The organism is Streptomyces sp. NPDC046862 (assembly GCF_040704615.1).
In the GTDB taxonomy this organism is placed as follows: domain Bacteria; phylum Actinomycetota; class Actinomycetes; order Streptomycetales; family Streptomycetaceae; genus Streptomyces.
Genome location: NZ_JBEYXP010000002.1, coordinates 351,148 through 366,340, shown reverse-complemented (window position 1 = coordinate 366,340; position 15,193 = coordinate 351,148). Strand labels below are relative to the sequence as shown.

The following is a 15,193-nucleotide window of genomic DNA, read 5'->3' as shown; positions in this document are numbered from 1 at the left end:
TCAGTCTCGCACCCCGCGCCCGCCTGTCCTGCGGTGGGGTCGGCTTGGGGCCCCTCCACCGGTGGGTCCACCGGTGGGCGGGGAGCGTCCGGCTCCCGCCTCAGCGCGCCGCCTGGTCCTCCACCGTCCGGTCACGGCCCGCCAGGACGCCCATCACGATCTGCGGGACCATGAGGCCTGCCATGAGGGCGAGCGGCAGACCCCAGCCGCCGCTGTGCTGGTAGAGGACGCCGACCAGGAGCGGGCCCGGGATCGAGATCAGGTAGCCGGTGCTCTGCGCGAAGGCGGACAGCTTGGCGACGCCCGCGGAGGTCCTCGCCCGCATCCCGACCATGGTGAGGGCCAGCGGGAAGGCGCAGTTCGAGATGCCGATCAGCAGCGCCCACGCCCAGGCGCCGCCCGCCGGGGCGACGTACAGGCCCGCGTAACCGGCGAGCCCGCACACGCCCAGGGCCACCACGATGGGGCCCTGGTGGGGCAGACGCGCGGCGAGCCGGGGGATCACGAAGGCCAGCGGCACGCCCATCGCCATCGTGACGGCGAGCAGCAGGCCCGCCGTGCCGGCCGGGACACCCGCGTCGCGGAAGATCTGCGCCATCCAGCCCATCGTGATGTACGCGGCGGTCGCCTGGAGCCCGAAGAACACGGCGAGCGCCCAGGCCGTACGGCTCCGGGTGATGCGCAGCGCGTCAGGGCCCTGCCGGGCGGACGGCACACCGCGCGAGGCACCGTCGCCCGCGGCGGCGGCATCCTGGTGGGGCTTTCGCGCGCGTGCCACAGCGGGCCACGGCAGCGCGGCCGCCGCCGCGAGGAGCGCCCACGCGGCGAGGCCCGACTGCCAGTTCCCGCCCAGGGCGTCGGTCATGGGGACGGTGATCGCCGCCGCGGTCGAGGTGCCGAGGGCGAGAGCCATGGAGTACAGGCCGGTCATGGAGCCCACGCGGTCCGGAAACCAGCGCTTGACGATCACCGGCATCAGGATGTTGCTGACGGCGATGCCCATGAGGGCGAGCGCGCTGGCGGCCAGGAAGCCCGCCGTGCTGCCGACGTACGGCCGGACCGCGAGGCCGGTGGCGATCGCGACCATGCCGGCGCAGACCACGGCGCCCGGCCCGAAGCGGCGGGCGAGGCGGGGTGCCATGCCGCCGAAGACCGCGAAGCAGAGGGGCGGTACGGAGGTGAGCAGTCCGGCGACGCTGCCGCTCATGCCGAGCCCGTCGCGCACCTCTTCGAGGAGGGCGCCGAGGCTGGTGATGGCGGGGCGCAGGTTGAGGGCCGTCAGGACGATGCCGACGACCATGAGACGGGTCGCCCACGCGCGCGTGGGAGCTGCTTCGCCCGGGGACCCGGCGCCTGGGGAACCGGCTTCGGGCCCTGTGGAGGCGGGCCGGGTGGGTGGGGATGTCGTCCGTATGTCCTCGCGTGCCATGCGACCCATCATAGAATCATAGGATGATTGACTGTCCAGTCCCTGTGCCCCGTTCCCCCGGATCTCGTGCGAAGGTAACGCCATGCCGCTGAGCCATCCCCGCCGTTCGGCGCTGTCCGAGCAGGTCATCGCCGCCCTGCGGAACCAGATCACCTCGGGTGAGTGGCCGATCGGCTCCCGCATCCCCACCGAGCCCGAGCTGGTCGAGCAGCTGGGTGTGGCGCGCAACACGGTCCGCGAGGCCGTGCGGGCCCTCGCCCACAACGGCCTGCTGGACATCCGCCAGGGCTCGGGCACGTACGTCGTCGCGACCAGCGAGCTGGCCGGGGTGATGCAGCGCCGCTTCACGGACTCCGACCCGAACCACATCGCCGAGCTGCGCTCCGCGCTGGAGTCGAGCGCCGCGCGGCTGGCCGCCGAGCGTCGTACCGAGAAGGACCTCAAGCAGCTCGACGCGCTGCTGGTCCGGCGCGAGGAGGCGTGGGCGTCGGGCGACGCGGAGGCGTTCGTGGCCGCGGACGCGACGTTCCACCTGGCGGTGGTGGCCGCGTCCCACAACGACCCCATGACGGCGGTGTACGCGGATCTGAGCGAGGTACTGCGGGACTGGCTGCGCTGGGACGTCGGCGAGGAGCTGACCCCGGAGACGTACATGGACCACGCCCGGCTCGTCGACGCGATCCGCGCGGGCGACCGGGAGGCGGCCGCCGCGGAGGCCGCGAGCTACCCGTTCACGTGCCGTCCGGATCACCCGAGTCGCCCGAGTCGTCCTGGCCGCCCGGGTGGTCCTGATCGTCAGCAGGGGGCCGCAGCCTCTGGTGGCTGACCCACGCCGAGCGGACCTCCTTCCAGCAGCGGCCGGTGAGCCGCACGGTCCGCGCGGGCTCCGCCTCCACCGGGGAGCCGTCGCTGTCGATGTCCCACCAGCGGTCGCACTCGATGTGGAGGCGTACGCGGTCGGTGTCCACGTAGGCGTTGTGGCAGTACACGACCACGCGGGAGCCCGTGATGTCCGTACGGCACTCGGCCCCGAACGGATCTTCCTCGGCGGGCGGTTGGGCACCCCTGGGCGCGTGGGGCACGGCCTCGTACGGCAGAAGCGTCAGGAGGGCGGCGACGGCCACGGTCACCGGGGCGAGGCCGCGGGACAGACGCACAAGGGAGACGCGCACAAGGGTGACCTCCTCGGCCGGGCTCGGGAGGGTTTCACGTGGTGAACGCGTGATTCACGTGGTGACCACGTAATCCAGACTGCGAGTCGTCGTCCTCCCCCGCCCGGCCGGATGGGCCGAACGGGGGACACGCCGGGCACGCCGGGACACGGCGGGACACGCCGAAGGCCCGCATCCGCAGGGACGGACGCGGGCCCTGGGTCGTCAGCGAGCCTCAGAGGCAGCGGTACGGCAGCGGTCAGGCACCGATCGCGTGCAGGCCGCCGTCCACGTGGATGATCTCGCCGGTGGTCTTCGGGAACCAGTCGCTGAGCAGGGCGACGACACCGCGGCCGGCCGGCTCGGGGTCCTTGAGGTCCCACTCCAGGGGCGAACGGTCGTCCCACACGGCGGCCAGCTCGCCGAAGCCCGGGATGGACTTGGCGGCCATGGAACCGATCGGGCCCGCCGAGATCAGGTTGCAGCGGATGTTCTGCTTGCCCAGGTCACGTGCCATGTAGCGGCTGGTGGCCTCCAGGGCGGCCTTGGCCGGGCCCATCCAGTCGTACTGCGGCCAGGCGTACTGGGCGTCGAAGGTGAGGCCGACGACCGAGCCGCCGTTCTGCATCAGCGGCAGACAGGCCATCGTCAGCGACTTCAGGGAGTACGCCGAGACGTGCATGGCGGTGGCGACGGACTCGAACGGCGTGTTGAGGAAGTTGCCGCCGAGGGCGTCCTGGGGCGCGAAGCCGATGGAGTGCACGACGCCGTCGAGGCCGCCGAGCTCCTCACCGACGATGTCGGCCAGCCGCCCGAGGTGCTCGTCGTTGGTGACGTCGAGCTCGATGACCTTGGTGGGCTTGGGGAGCTTCTTGGCGATGCGCTCGGTCAGGGTGGGCCGCGGGAACGCCGTCAGGATGATCTCGGCGCCCTGCTCCTGGGCCAGCTTGGCGGTGTGGAAGGCGATGGAGGACTCCATCAGCACACCGGTGATCAGGACGCGCTTGCCCTCGAGGATTCCGCTCATGGTTCAGTGACCCATTCCCAGTCCGCCGTCTACGGGGATGACGGCTCCAGTGATGTACGAGGCGTCGTCCGAGGTCAGGAACCGCACCGTCGCGGCGACCTCCTCGGGCTGCGCGTACCGGCCGAGCGGCACCTGCGACACGATGTTCGCGCGCTGCTCCTCGGTGAGGACCTTGGTCATGTCGGTGTCCACGAAGCCGGGCGCGACGACGTTGAAGGTGATGTTGCGCGAGCCGAGCTCACGGGCGAGGGAGCGCGCGAAGCCGACGAGGGCGGCCTTGGACGCGGCGTAGTTGGCCTGCCCCGGGCCGCCGTACAGACCGACGACCGACGAGATGAGCACGACGCGGCCCTTCTTGGCACGCAGCATGGCGCGGTTGGCGCGCTTGACGACGCGGAAGGTGCCGGTGAGGTTGGTGTCGAGGACGGACGTGAAGTCCTCCTCGGACATGCGCATCAGGAGCTGGTCCTTGGTGACACCGGCGTTGGCGATGAGCACCTCGACCGGGCCGTGCTCGGCCTCGATCTGCTTGTAGGCCTGCTCCACCTGCTCGGTGTCGGTGATGTCGCACTTGACGGCGAGGAAGCCTTCCTTCTCAAGGGCCTCCGGGTCACCCGAACGGTATGTGACCGCGACCTTGTCGCCGGCGTCGTGGAACGCGCGGGCGATGGCGAGGCCGATGCCCCGGTTGCCTCCGGTGACGAGAACCGAGCGGCTCAACGGATCACCCTTTCGTTAGCGGTCTGGACGCCCGCCCGAACAGCTGGCTGAGCTGGTGGCTGACAGGCGGCTTCACCGAAAACCTATCGGTCCGTCCGGCCGGGCGGGCAATCGGGCACCGACAGTGACGCACCCTGCCTGCTGTCGGATCCCTACAGTCGGCGCGCGTCCGTCAGTCCGCCGTGCCAGGGGCGTGAGCGGACAGTCCCTCGGCGCGGGCCGTCTCGAGCATCCTGCGGTCGTACGTCACCACAGCGGTCAGATCGTCCCGTAGTGACAGTGCGCTGGCCACATGGATGGCGTCCAGCGTTCTCAGGCGCCCGACCAGTGGAGCGGCACCGTCACGTACCTCCCGAGTGAGGAGGATTTCGGTGATCCGGGCGTCCAGGTCCTCCATCGCCTTGGGGAAGTGCCCCATGAGGTCCAGGGTCCGTACGGTCTCCACGAAGCCGAGCGTGCTGGTGGCGAGCGGCTGCGTGACGTGCTGCTGAAGGAAGGCGTCCAGCTCGGCCCAGTGGTTACGGCGGGTCATCCACGTGACCAGGGCCGAGGTGTCCATGTAGATCAACGGTCGTCCGCCTCACGCTCGGCCAGGAGCAGCGCCACCGGGTCGACATCCTCCGGTACCTCGTAGTGGGGCATGCTGTGCCGGTCGGCGGCGGTGACCGGCTTCAGCTTGATCTTCCCCTGCGCCACCAGGTGCGCGTACCGCTCCATGGGGCCGCCGGCCGGTGACAGTATCGCGATCACGTTGCCGTGCCGGGTGACCTCGATCGCCTCGCCCTTTTCGACGCGGGCGAAGACGGCACTGGGGTTGTACGAGAACTCGCGCACGGAGATGGTGCTCATGTCGGGCTCCTTTACCGCCACACCCGTTGTACCTACATCCATGCAATGGTACCTACATTGCCGGAATGGCAGCCCGCCGTGACGTTCACCCGAACGCGGGGTTTCCGCAGCACTTCTTGTACTTGCGTCCCGAACCGCACCAGCAGCGGGCGTTGCGCGGCGGGGGCCAGGCCTCCGCCTTTCCTGTCCGCGCGAGCTCGGCGGCGTACGCGGATCGCACCGACGGCGCATCAGGGGTGAGGCCCGTCTGCTGTCCATGCGTTTCCAGAGCGGCCACATCGCCGCGGCCGGTTGCGAGATGCGTCGCGCCTTCCTCGGACAGGCGTCGCAGGGCCTCCTCGACCTGGCGGAGGTGACCGGCGTGGTCGGTACCGTAGGCATCCGCGGACGCCGGCCAGCGGGCCAGAAGCTGCTTGAAGTCGTCCACCGTCCAGAACAGCACGCAGGTCGTGCGGGGCCTGGCTCGGGCGATCCGGAAGGCCGCGGCCTCCTCGTGCACAGCCTTGATCTCGGCTTCCATGGCCTCCGGGTCGCTCGCCCAGGTGGCGCGTTGCCGCCTCGGGTCGTGCAGTTCGTCCAGCGGGCGTGCCGTGCCGAACAAGGACACGCGGGCCTTGTGCAGCTCGTCGGCGAGGTCGTCGCACTCGTCGTGCCGCTCGCCGAGCAGCCTGCGGACGCGGTGGCGCCCGGTGACCAGCTGCTCGATCTCCATCGCACGCCCGGCTTTCTCGACGGAACCCAGGACGAGCGGAGTGCTCGGGCCGAGTGCGTGCGTAATCCCGGCGGTGAACCACTCCATGGCCGCACGGAGTTCGTCCTTCGACTCCAGCAGCTCGGCCACATACTGCCAAGGGCCGGGGTCCTTGGGATGGCGCGCCCTCAGCTCGGCGATCGCTCCCCAGGCCTCGTCGACTCGGCCCGTGTCCCACAGCGCCTCGGCCCGGTACGCCTCGACCATCTCCGGTTCCGTGCAGCCCTCCTCCAGCAGCCGGTCGTAGAGGGCGAGCGCCCGCTGGAACTCCTTGGCCAGGGTCCATTCGCTCGCGGCCTCCAGAAGGGTTTCCTCCCGATGCTCCGGATACCGGTCCGCCGACTCCTCCATCGCGGCGGCGGCTTCGGCGCCGGAGGTGTAGACGCGGGAGGTGTGCGGGGACGAGTGCTTGCGGCGTGCCTGTGCCGTGGACTTCGTCTTGCCGGGGCGGCGCTTGCTGGACATGCTTCCTCAACTTAGCGGCTGGCAAAGGGGATCCGCTTCCCCCTCAGGAGGGAACGGCCTCGGCGCCCCGCGAGGAGTCACGGGCTGGAGGGGCTGGAGCCGCCGACTCCGTCCGGACACGGAGAAGTGCGTCGGCCAGCTCCCCCTATTCGGGCGCGTAGGTCCCGGTACGGCAGGGAGAGGTCGACCACGTGTCGGTACAGCCGGATCACCTTGTCGGCCACAGTCACCGACCCCCGTCCGAGAGTGGCAGGTAGTGGATGAGGTCGGGCTTCAGCAGTTCCTTCTTGCCCAGGTCGAGGTGGTGGTCGCGGTCACAGGGCTCGGCACGGCCGCCGGCGCGGCGCTGGAGTTCCTCGCCCAGCGCGGTGGCGAGGAACGTCTCGAACACCCGCCACATCTCCAACAGCAGGCCGTCCACGAGGACACGACGGCCGTCGTCGAGTTCGTACGACCCACCCCGCAGGAAAGTGACCGACGACGGCGAGTACACCGCCCCCGGAGGAAAGGGGAAGATCGGGGTCATCACCGCCTACTGCAGAAGGGTTCGGAAGTGCCCGTCATGGGTCAACTAGCAGCCATCCCGCCGGACGTACTGGCACGCACACATCGGGCGCTCGCGGCTGCGCTGTGGCACTACACGACCACTCCGGTCGCCAAGCCGTACTACGTGCGCGGATCCATCCCGGATCTGAACGAGCCGAGAGTGACCGTCGGCCTGTGGACCGGTCCCGCGGCGCGCGAGAAGAGGAACCTCTTCCTGTCCCTCCCCCTGGTCTCCGGCGGCGTGCCCGTCTCGGCGACGCAGGTCACCTTGGGGCTGCTGGGGCTGGGCCGGGGAACCCATATGTTCGGCTTCACGGGCCGCTGGTTCGACGGCAAGCGCATCCTCAACGGGAGCACGCTCCTTGAAGGCGTGGCGGCGTCTTGGCCGCCCGTTGAGGGCGATGAACAACACGGACCGAGGGGCTTCTACTTCGAGCGGCCGGGGCAGCTGACGCAGTACTGACCCTCATGCCCGGTCTTCCTCGCTGCCCGCCGGTGGTGCCGAAGGCCCCCCAGGTCACCGGGGACCAATTGTTCGCAACGGGGCCGGCCCTCCTTGGCTCTGGCAGCGTGAGGTTGGCGCTGGTCGCGAAGGGCTGGGGTCGGATGGCCGGGGATGCTGTGTTGCGTCGACGGTATGGGAGCAAGGTCGTGGAGGTTCCGCTGCACGGCGGGGCGGCAGCGGCCGGGTTCGATGAGTTGACGCCGTGGCGGGTGTTCCGTTCTCGGCGGGGGCAGACCCACTAATCGGGTCGGTATTGGTCGGCTGTGACGGGCGGGCACGTCGGCTACGAGTCGTTGCTGGAATTGGCGTGGCTGCTGCTGAATGATCGAGATCGTCGCTGGCGGCTCATCGTGTCGCAGCCGTTTCAGCTGGTCACGGCGGTGGACGGTCGTCGGCGCCGTCATGTCCCGGACTTTCTGGCGAGGCACAGGGGTCCTCGCCGCATTCCTTTCGGGGCTCTGGCCGCAGTTCCGTGAATCCCCAGGTCAGCGACAGGAACGCGGGATAGTTTCGGCAGCGTACTGTCTGCCGTGGCGAGCAAGACGGTCGAGGATGTGCTGTTTCCCGGGATCGATGTGCAGGTGGAGGGGGTGAGCGACTCCTCCGGCATCCTGGTGGTGGAGGCGATGTCGACGGCCCGCCCAGGCCGGTGCCCAAACTGTCGCAAGCAGGCCCGCCGCGTACACAGCACGTATCAACGCACCCTGGACGAGCGACCATTGGGCTCACGCCGCGTCATCATCCGGCTGCGAGTGCGCCGATACTTCTGCGACCGGAAGAGCTGTTCCCGCACGACGTTCGTCGAGCAGGTACCGGGTCTTTCCACGCGCTACCGCCGTTCCAGCACCGGGCTGGCGGGCTGGCTGCGGTCGATCGCGATCGAGCTCGGCGGCCGCCCCGCCGCAAGGCTGTGCCGCCGGCTGCGGCTGACCGCGGGCCGGACACGGCTGCTCAGGCTGCTGACGGCGCCGACGGTGCCGGACCGCGCCCCACGGGTGCTGGGGGTGGATGAGTTCGCCTTCCGCAAGGGTTGCACTTACGGCACCGTGCTGGTCGACGTCGAGGCCGGCCGAGTCGTGGATGTACTGCCCGACCGCACCTCCGAGACATTCGCGGCCTGGCTCACCGAGCATCCCGGCGCCGAGATCATCTGCCGGGACCGGGCCACGGCCTACACCAAGGCGATCAAGAACGCAGCCCCCAACGCCCTCGAAGTCGCTGATCGCTGGCACCTGCTGCAGAACCTGTCCGCCGCAGTGGAGAAGACCTGCCACCAGCACCGCGACTGCCTGCGTAAACGTGGCAACGAGGAGAATGTGACCGAGGGTCCGGAGCCACTCCCGATGCTGTTACCGCCCGCGGAACTGCCCCGCACCCAGATCATCGAACGCACCCGCCACCGCTACGAGGACATCCACCGCCTGCTGGAGAAACGCTGGACGATCAGCGCCATCGCCCGCCGTCTGAACCTCGACCGCAAGACCGTGCGCCGCTTCCGCGACACCGACCTCGACGAGCTGCTTGCCTCCGCCCGCGACCGCCGCCCCAACGGCGTCCTGGAACCGTTCAAGGCATACCTCAACGCTCGCTTCACCGAAGCCCAAGGCCAGGTCAGCGGCACCCGACTCTTCCTGGAGATCCAGGCCCGCGGCTACCGCGGCAGCCGCCAGGTCGTCCGCAAACACCTCGCCGCCCTGCGCGCGGGCACCGCCGAACCGGTCCGGGCCGACATTCCGAGCCCCCGCAAGATCACCTCGTGGATCATGCGGCCCCGGGAGACGCTCACCGAAAGCCAGGACGAGCGACTCCTCCAAGTCCGGCTCGCCTGCCCGGACATCACTCGCGCCTGCGACCTCGCTCGCGCCTTCTCCGACATGGTCCGCCACCAGCGCGGATACCTGCTGGTGGAGTGGATCCGGCAGGCAGAGCAGGACGCGCCGAAGCCCATGAAAGGCTTCGCTGGCTTCCTCCGCCAGGACCTCGACGCAGTGACCGCCGGTCTGACCCTGCCCTGGAGCTCTGGAGTCGTCGAGGGGCACGTGAACCGGGTGAAAACCCTAAAGAGGGCTATGTACGGCCGAGCCTCGTTCGAACTCCTCCGGACCCGCATCCTCACCCAGTCGTGACCTGCATCAACCGCCCAATTACTGCCCTCATTGCCAGAGGTCAGCTCCGTCGCGCCCGCTGGGATCCGTTGTCAGGAGGTCTTCATGCAGGCCCGACAAGGCCCGCCCAGTCGGAGAGCCATCTTCGCCCGACTCCATAACCACCCAGCCGGCCTCCACGCCCGACACGTTCACATCGCCGCCGGCGTCCAGCTCGTCGAGCGTCGCGAACACCGCCTCATAGGCAACGGCTCGGACCAGGCGAACAAGATCCTCCCGATCCGAGCCAGCAGCAAGAAGGCGTTGCGCGGCTGGCAGTTGATCGAGCGAACCCGGGTCGGTCCAGCCGTCGATCGCCCCGTGCCACAGGCTCCGCAGCAGCACGAATCGCGCGAGCTGCGGAAGGTCTTCCATGACCTCCGACTTGATCAGGTCGACAGGATCGGTCACGCCGAGGGCGCTGAACTGGGCACGCAGCGACTCAGCAGCCGCCTTCCGTGGCACGTCCAGGCTGTTCAGCCATGCTTGTTGAGGATCACTCACCGCAACAGCATGCCCTACGCCGGGAGACGGGGCGATCGGCGCATCTGTTTTTGCTGACGCACAGGCGCTGTGGTTCACGGAACTGCGGCCAGAGCCCCTTTCGGAGATCGACCGCTGCTTCAGGGATCTTCGTGGGGGGGGCGGCGCTCGTCCTCGCAAGCGTCACGCAGCCTGCGCACGAGAAGAGCGACATCGGCGCCCTGGCTTCCCCGGTAGGTATGCATGTCGACGATGGGAATGATGTAGGAGAGGCTCTTGCCCGATCCCGTACCGGTCGTCAGAACGTACGACTCACGGGAGTGTCACGGAAGTAGTCCTTGCAGCCGCGGTGCGACACGTTGTCGTCGGCGAGCCCGTCGACCGTTCCACCGCTTCGGAAGTTGGGATTGAGGGAGATCCAGGGGTCAGGCCAGCGGGTTTTGTCCCCGCGCTCCTCGTCGAGATGATTCCTGATGGCCGGATCCCGCACCCACACCAAGGAGGTCGTGAAGTCGTCGTAGTCCTTGATGAGCTGTCGGTGCGCTCCGAACACGTCCATGCTCTTACCGATCTCCCTTGCGCTCGACTCGCGGCTGCGGCTGCGCCATCTGGCGGGCAGCGGAAACGAGACGGGAGGAGGGCCCATTCCCCCGTGGGCTCCAGTCGTTCACCTTACTGGCCGCTGGTGACACTGCTGCCTCTGGCGATGTCGTGCCGGCGTGAATTCGTTGGAAGCGCTGGAGTCGGGGCTGCATGATTCACTGCGGACCAATACATCTCACCAACGGTGACAAGGGGAGGCCGCTCGTGGCCCATGAGGTCGATCAGTCATTCCTGGCACTACCGCTGCGGGCCCTCGCCGACGCCGCCCTGGCCCGGGCCAGGGCCCTCGGGGCCGAGCACGCGGACTTCCGGTTCGAGCGGGTGCGCAGCGCGGCCTGGCGGCTGCGGGACGCCAAGCCGGCCGGGTCGTCGGACACGACCGACCTCGGGTACGCGGTGCGGGTGGTGCACGGCGGGACCTGGGGGTTCGCGTCCGGCGTGGACCTGACCATGGACGCGGCCGCCAAGGTCGCCGCGCAGGCCGTGGCCATGGCGAAGCTGTCCGCCCAGGTGATCAGGGCCGCCGGGTCCGACGAGCGCGTGGAGCTGGCCGACGAGCCCGTGCACGCCGAGAAGACGTGGGTGTCCTCGTACGAGATCGACCCCTTCAGCGTGCCCGACGAGGAGAAGTCGGGGTTGATGACCGAGTGGAGCGCGCGACTGCTGGCGGCCGACGGCGTCGATCACGTGGACGCGTCGCTGCTCACCGTGCACGAGAACAAGTTCTACGCGGACACGGCCGGAACCGTGACCACCCAGCAGCGGGTGCGCCTGCATCCGTCGTTCACCGCCGTGTCCGTCGACGAGTCCAGCGGGGAGTTCGACTCCATGCGGACCCTCGCGCCGCCCGTCGGACGCGGCTGGGAGTACCTGACCGGCACCGGCTGGGACTGGGACGACGAGCTGGCGCGGATCCCGGAGCTGCTCGCCGAGAAGATGCGGGCCCCCAGCGTCGAGTCGGGCGTGTACGACCTGGTCGTGGACCCCTCCAACCTGTGGCTGACCATCCACGAGTCCATCGGGCACGCCACGGAGCTGGACCGCGCGCTCGGCTACGAGGCCGCGTACGCCGGCACGTCCTTCGCCACCTTCGACAAGCTCGGCAAGCTGAGGTACGGCTCCGAGCTCATGAACGTCACCGGTGACCGCACCGCCGAGCACGGCCTCGCGACCATCGGGTACGACGACGAGGGCGTGGCGGGGCAGTCCTGGGACCTGGTGAAGGACGGGACCCTGGTCGGCTACCAGCTGGACCGCAGGATCGCCCGGCTGACCGGCTTCGACCGCTCCAACGGATGTGCGTACGCCGACTCCCCCGGCCATGTGCCCGTGCAGCGGATGGCGAACGTGTCGCTCCAGCCGGACCCGGCCGGGATGTCCACCGAGGACCTGATCGGGAGCGTGGACCGCGGGATCTACGTCGTCGGTGACCGGTCGTGGTCCATCGACATGCAGCGGTACAACTTCCAGTTCACCGGGCAGCGCTTCTTCAGGATCGAGAACGGGCGGATCACCGGGCAGCTGCGGGACGTCGCGTACCAGGCGACGACCACCGACTTCTGGGGGTCCATGGCCGCCGTCGGCGGGCCCCGGACGTATGTCCTCGGCGGTGCCTTCAACTGCGGCAAGGCCCAGCCCGGCCAGGTCGCCGCCGTCTCGCACGGCTGCCCCTCGGCCCTCTTCAAGGGCGTCAACATTCTGAACACCACGCAGGAGGCCGGTCGATGAGCGCCCCCACCAACAAGCCGCACGAGATCGTCGAGCGGGCGCTGGAGCTGTCCACCGCCGACGGCTGCGTGGTGATCGCCGACGAGCACTCGACCGCCAACCTGCGCTGGGCGGGCAACGCGCTGACCACGAACGGGGTCACGCGCGGACGCACCCTGACGGTCGTCGCGACCGTCGACGGCAAGGAGGGCACGGCGTCCGGCGTCGTGTCGCGGTCGGCCGTCACCGCCGACGAGCTGGAGCCGCTGGTACGGGCCGCCGAGGCCGCCGCGCGTGGGGCGGGGCCCGCCGAGGACGCCCAACCGCTCGTGGCCGGCCTGCCCCAGTCCCCCGACTTCACGGACGCACCCGCCGAGACCTCGTCCGCCGTGTTCGCGGACTTCGCGCCGGCGCTCGGGGAGTCGTTCGCCCGCGCGCGGGAGGGCGGTCGCGAGCTGTACGGGTTCGCCAACCACGAGCTCGTCTCCATCTACCTGGGGACGTCGACGGGGCTGCGCCTGAGGCACGACCAGCCGAACGGCACGCTGGAGCTGAACGCCAAGTCCCCGGACCGTAGGCGCTCGGCGTGGGCCGGGAGGTCGACGCGGGACTTCAAGGACGTGGACCCGGCGGCGCTGGACGCGGAGCTGGCCGTACGGCTCGGCTGGGCCGAGCGACGTATCGAGCTGCCCGCCGGGCGCTACGAGACGCTGCTGCCGCCCACGGCCGTGGCGGACCTGCTGATCTACCAGATGTGGTCGGCGTCGGGCCGGGACGCCGCCGAGGGCCGTACCGTCTTCAGCAAGCCGGGCGGGGGCACGCGGATCGGCGAGAAGCTGACCGAGCTGCCGCTGACGCTGCGCAGCGACCCGAACGAGCCGGGCCTCGAGTCCTCGCCGTTCGTGCTCGCGCACTCCTCCGGGGACGACGCGTCGGTGTTCGACAACGGACTGCCGCTGACCGCCACCGAGTGGGTCGGCGGCGGCGAGGTGAAGCACCTGACGACCACGCGGCACAGCGCGGGCCTGACCGGGCTGCCGGTGGCGCCGTCGATCGGGAACCTGATCCTCGACGGGGGCGAGGACCGCTCCCTGGAGGAGATGGTCGCGAACACGGGGCGCGGGCTGCTGCTGACGTGCCTCTGGTACATCCGTGAGGTCGATCCGGCGACGCTGCTGCTGACCGGGCTGACCCGGGACGGTGTGTACCTCGTGGAGAACGGCGAGGTCACCGGCGAGGTGAACAACTTCCGGTTCAACGAGTCGCCGGTCGGTCTGCTGGGCCGGGCGACGGAGGCCGGGCGCACGGAAAAGACGCTGCCGAGGGAGTGGAGCGACTGGTTCACTAGGGCCGCGATGCCTGCGCTGAGGGTGCCGGACTTCAATATGAGCTCCGTCAGCCAGGGCGTATAACCTCGTAGCCGGTAGTCAGTCGACTGCCCGAGGACCTTTCAAGGAGATACGAGAACCGTGACGGACATCGTCGACGAGCTGAAGTGGCGCGGGCTGTTCGCCCTGTCCACTGACGAGGACGCTTTGCGCAAGGCGCTCGCGGACGGTCCCGTCACGTTCTATTGCGGTTTCGACCCGACGGCACCGTCGCTGCACGTGGGGCACCTGGTGCAGGTGCTCACCGTGCGCCGGCTCCAGCAGGCCGGGCACCGGCCGCTGGCGCTGGTCGGCGGGGCCACGGGTCTGATCGGTGACCCGCGCCCGACCGCGGAGCGCACGCTGAACGATCCGGAGACGGTCCGTGGCTGGGTCGACAAGCTGCGCGGCCAGATCGAGCCGTTCCTCGACTTCGAGGGCGAGAACGCGGCCGTGATGGTCAACAACCTCGACTGGACCGAGGGCCTCTCCGCGATCGAGTTCCTCCGCGACATCGGCAAGCACTTCCGCGTCAACAAGATGCTGACGAAGGACTCGGTCGCCCGCCGACTGGAGTCCTCCGAGGGCATCAGCTACACGGAGTTCAGCTACCAGCTCCTGCAGGGCATGGACTTCCTGCAGCTGTTCCGGAGGTACGGCTGCACGCTCCAGCAGGGCGGCAGCGACCAGTGGGGCAACCTCACGGCCGGCCTGGACCTGATCCACCGGCTGGAGCCGCACGCCAGTGTGCACGCGCTGGCGACGCCGCTGATGACCAAGGCGGACGGCACCAAGTTCGGCAAGACCGAGGGCGGCGCCGTCTGGCTCGACCCGGAGATGACGACGCCGTACGCGTTCTACCAGTTCTGGCTGAACGTCGACGACCGGGACATCTCCACGTACATGCGGATCCTGTCCTTCAAGTCCCGCGAGGAGCTGGAGGAGCTGGAGAAGCAGACCGAGGAGCGTCCGCAGGCGCGGGCCGCGCAGCGCGCGCTGGCCGAGGAGCTGACGACGCTGGTGCACGGCGCGGACCAGACGGCCGCGGTGATCGCCGCGTCCAAGGCCCTCTTCGGTCAGGGTGAGCTGGGCGAACTCGACGACAGGACCCTGACCGCGGCGCTCTCCGAGGTGCCGCACGTCCAGGTCGCCGAGCTGGGTCTGGTGGTGGACCTCTTCGCCGAGGTCGGGCTGGTGCCCAGCAAGTCCGCCGCGCGGCGGACCGTGAAGGAGGGCGGGGCGTACGTGAACAACGTGAAGGTCACCGCGGAGGACTCCGTCCCGGGCAAGGAGGATCTGCTGCACGGGCGGTGGCTGGTGCTGCGGCGAGGGAAGAAGAATCTGGCGGCGGTCGAGGTCACCGGCGGGTAAGCGCCGTTCGGGATCTGTTGTCCTGCCGTGTGCGGGTTGTGTGTGGTTGCTCGCGCAGTTCCCCGCGCCCCTTGA

At 69.6% G+C, this 15,193-nt stretch carries 15 protein-coding genes and 1 pseudogene; 6 read left to right on the top strand and 10 right to left on the bottom strand.

Translation table 11 applies throughout. From position 1 onward, the window contains the following. Positions 1 to 100 precede the first annotated feature (100 nt). Positions 101 to 1,441, bottom strand: a complete 1,341-nt coding sequence (locus AB0959_RS03580; RefSeq protein WP_366824573.1) for an MFS transporter — start codon at positions 1,439 to 1,441, stop codon at positions 101 to 103. A 70-nt stretch (positions 1,442 to 1,511) separates the two neighbouring features. Here AB0959_RS03580 and AB0959_RS03575 point away from each other — a divergent pair, with 70 nt between their 5' ends. Then, complete coding sequence (locus AB0959_RS03575) at positions 1,512 to 2,255, top strand: FadR/GntR family transcriptional regulator (RefSeq protein WP_366824572.1); 744 nt, start codon at positions 1,512 to 1,514, stop codon at positions 2,253 to 2,255. Here AB0959_RS03575 and AB0959_RS03570 read toward each other — a convergent pair. The 7 genes and pseudogenes from AB0959_RS03570 to AB0959_RS03540 form a co-directional block, all read right to left on the bottom strand. Beyond that, a pseudogene (locus AB0959_RS03570) lies at positions 2,239 to 2,586 on the bottom strand (hypothetical protein); the annotation flags it as partial. The gene AB0959_RS03575 and the pseudogene AB0959_RS03570 overlap by 17 nt on opposite strands. Positions 2,587 to 2,839: 253 nt before the next feature. After that, on the bottom strand, positions 2,840 to 3,607 hold the full coding sequence (gene fabI / locus AB0959_RS03565; protein ID WP_059079452.1) for an enoyl-ACP reductase FabI: 768 nt from the start codon (positions 3,605 to 3,607) through the stop codon (positions 2,840 to 2,842). Positions 3,608 to 3,610: 3 nt separating this feature from the next. Continuing rightward, positions 3,611 to 4,327: a 3-oxoacyl-[acyl-carrier-protein] reductase gene (gene fabG, locus AB0959_RS03560; RefSeq protein WP_366824571.1), complete on the bottom strand. Its 717-nt coding sequence runs from the start codon at positions 4,325 to 4,327 to the stop codon at positions 3,611 to 3,613. 172 nt (positions 4,328 to 4,499) lie between these two features. Then, positions 4,500 to 4,886, bottom strand: coding sequence for a type II toxin-antitoxin system VapC family toxin (locus AB0959_RS03555; protein ID WP_366824570.1), 387 nt, complete (start codon positions 4,884 to 4,886; stop codon positions 4,500 to 4,502). A gap of 5 nt (positions 4,887 to 4,891) precedes the next feature. After that, positions 4,892 to 5,176 (bottom strand): type II toxin-antitoxin system Phd/YefM family antitoxin, encoded by a 285-nt coding sequence (locus AB0959_RS03550; RefSeq protein WP_366824569.1) that lies wholly within the window; start codon positions 5,174 to 5,176, stop codon positions 4,892 to 4,894. An 85-nt stretch (positions 5,177 to 5,261) separates the two neighbouring features. Continuing rightward, positions 5,262 to 6,392, bottom strand: coding sequence for an SEC-C metal-binding domain-containing protein (locus AB0959_RS03545; RefSeq protein WP_366824568.1), 1,131 nt, complete (start codon positions 6,390 to 6,392; stop codon positions 5,262 to 5,264). 226 nt (positions 6,393 to 6,618) lie between these two features. Continuing rightward, a complete protein-coding gene (locus tag AB0959_RS03540) occupies positions 6,619 to 6,918 on the bottom strand; it encodes a hypothetical protein (RefSeq protein ID WP_366824567.1) in 300 nt (99 codons plus the stop codon). Positions 6,919 to 6,954: 36 nt separating this feature from the next. On the opposite strand from AB0959_RS03540, the gene AB0959_RS03535 reads away from it, so the two are divergent. Together AB0959_RS03535 and AB0959_RS03530 are read left to right on the top strand one after the other, a co-directional pair. After that, positions 6,955 to 7,401: a hypothetical protein gene (locus tag AB0959_RS03535; RefSeq protein WP_366824566.1), complete on the top strand. Its 447-nt coding sequence runs from the start codon at positions 6,955 to 6,957 to the stop codon at positions 7,399 to 7,401. A gap of 572 nt (positions 7,402 to 7,973) precedes the next feature. Beyond that, complete coding sequence (locus AB0959_RS03530) at positions 7,974 to 9,569, top strand: ISL3 family transposase (RefSeq protein ID WP_366824565.1); 1,596 nt, start codon at positions 7,974 to 7,976, stop codon at positions 9,567 to 9,569. 27 nt (positions 9,570 to 9,596) lie between these two features. Here the strand turns inward: AB0959_RS03530 and AB0959_RS03525 are convergent, their stop codons facing one another. Next, a complete protein-coding gene (locus AB0959_RS03525; protein WP_366824564.1) occupies positions 9,597 to 10,091 on the bottom strand; it encodes a hypothetical protein in 495 nt (164 codons plus the stop codon). 277 nt (positions 10,092 to 10,368) lie between these two features. Continuing rightward, a complete protein-coding gene (locus tag AB0959_RS03520; RefSeq protein ID WP_366824563.1) occupies positions 10,369 to 10,629 on the bottom strand; it encodes a hypothetical protein in 261 nt (86 codons plus the stop codon). Between the two features lie 248 nt (positions 10,630 to 10,877). Here AB0959_RS03520 and AB0959_RS03515 point away from each other — a divergent pair, with 248 nt between their 5' ends. The 3 genes from AB0959_RS03515 to tyrS are packed head-to-tail and all read left to right on the top strand — an operon-like array spanning position 10,878 to position 15,118. Continuing rightward, positions 10,878 to 12,401 carry a TldD/PmbA family protein gene (locus tag AB0959_RS03515; RefSeq protein WP_366824562.1) on the top strand — a complete coding sequence of 508 codons (1,524 nt, stop codon included), beginning with the start codon at positions 10,878 to 10,880 and terminating at the stop codon, positions 12,399 to 12,401. Further along, positions 12,398 to 13,792, top strand: coding sequence for a metallopeptidase TldD-related protein (locus AB0959_RS03510; protein WP_366824561.1), 1,395 nt, complete (start codon positions 12,398 to 12,400; stop codon positions 13,790 to 13,792). Before AB0959_RS03515 ends, AB0959_RS03510 begins: the two co-directional genes overlap by 4 nt. A 57-nt stretch (positions 13,793 to 13,849) precedes the next feature. Beyond that, the gene (tyrS, locus tag AB0959_RS03505) at positions 13,850 to 15,118 is read left to right on the top strand and encodes a tyrosine--tRNA ligase (RefSeq protein WP_366824560.1); all 1,269 of its coding nucleotides are present in this window, start codon (positions 13,850 to 13,852) and stop codon (positions 15,116 to 15,118) included. Positions 15,119 to 15,193: the final 75 nt, after the last annotated feature.

What these genes read in the sequence shown, in the direction of transcription:
- fabI (WP_059079452.1), bottom strand. Translation starts at nt 3,607, where the DNA reads ATGAGCGGAATCCTCGAGGGCAAGCGCGTCCTGATCACCGGTGTGCTG.
- AB0959_RS03580 (WP_366824573.1), bottom strand. Translation starts at nt 1,441, where the DNA reads ATGATGGGTCGCATGGCACGCGAGGACATACGGACGACATCCCCACCC.
- AB0959_RS03555 (WP_366824570.1), bottom strand. Translation starts at nt 4,886, where the DNA reads ATGGACACCTCGGCCCTGGTCACGTGGATGACCCGCCGTAACCACTGG.
- AB0959_RS03550 (WP_366824569.1), bottom strand. Translation starts at nt 5,176, where the DNA reads ATGAGCACCATCTCCGTGCGCGAGTTCTCGTACAACCCCAGTGCCGTC.
- AB0959_RS03510 (WP_366824561.1), top strand. Translation starts at nt 12,398, where the DNA reads ATGAGCGCCCCCACCAACAAGCCGCACGAGATCGTCGAGCGGGCGCTG.
- AB0959_RS03540 (WP_366824567.1), bottom strand. Translation starts at nt 6,918, where the DNA reads ATGACCCCGATCTTCCCCTTTCCTCCGGGGGCGGTGTACTCGCCGTCG.
- AB0959_RS03520 (WP_366824563.1), bottom strand. Translation starts at nt 10,629, where the DNA reads ATGGACGTGTTCGGAGCGCACCGACAGCTCATCAAGGACTACGACGAC.
- AB0959_RS03575 (WP_366824572.1), top strand. Translation starts at nt 1,512, where the DNA reads ATGCCGCTGAGCCATCCCCGCCGTTCGGCGCTGTCCGAGCAGGTCATC.
- AB0959_RS03535 (WP_366824566.1), top strand. Translation starts at nt 6,955, where the DNA reads ATGGGTCAACTAGCAGCCATCCCGCCGGACGTACTGGCACGCACACAT.
- AB0959_RS03545 (WP_366824568.1), bottom strand. Translation starts at nt 6,392, where the DNA reads ATGTCCAGCAAGCGCCGCCCCGGCAAGACGAAGTCCACGGCACAGGCA.